The 578-nt window shown below is 58.3% G+C and carries 1 protein-coding gene; it reads right to left on the bottom strand.

The annotated features are described in order from the left end of the window. Window positions 1-578, bottom strand: a 578-nt coding sequence (locus tag FC652_RS20185; RefSeq protein ID WP_303396468.1) for a Calx-beta domain-containing protein, incomplete at both ends; no start/stop codon positions are given.

Raw genomic sequence — 578 nt, 5'->3', positions numbered from 1 at the left:
CTGTATCGCGGTCTTTCCGCTCAGTGTGAAGGTTTCCTCACCTTCGTACACGCCATCGTCGGTGGTTTGGACGGAGACGCTGAAATGGGTGTCACCCGCTGGGACAGTGATCACGAAGGTGCCATCGCCATTGACCGCCACCGTTTGGGTACTGCCATCTTTGTAGGTCACGGTCACTTCGGTGTCTGTGAAATCTGTGCCTGCGGTGGCGCTGTCGCCCGCTAAGGTCAAGGTCACCGTGGTCGCGGTGGTGCTGGCGTTGCTCAAGTTGACCTCGAACGTAGCACTTTCCCCTTCAGACACGGTTGGGCTGCTAATGCTCGATACCGCAGGGCGATCGTCGTCTGACGTGCCATCCGGAGGCGTCACGCTGCCATCATCGGTAATCGTCGCTGTGCCAGTCACTTCATTCGCGCTGGTTTGTGACTCGGTGTAACCGCTGAGCGTGAAGGTTTCATCGCCTTCGTACACGCCATCGTCGGTTGTCGACACCGAGACGCGGAACGTCGTGTCGTCTGCTGGAACATCCACCTCGAAGGTTCCATCGGCATTGACCGCTACTGTCTCTGTCGTACCGT

Origin of the sequence: Vibrio sp. 05-20-BW147 (genome assembly GCF_013369385.1) — a bacterium.
Lineage (GTDB): Bacteria > Pseudomonadota > Gammaproteobacteria > Enterobacterales > Vibrionaceae > Vibrio > Vibrio floridensis.
The sequence above is the reverse complement of the archived record's forward strand: the minus strand, read 5'-3'. Positions and strand labels throughout refer to the sequence as shown.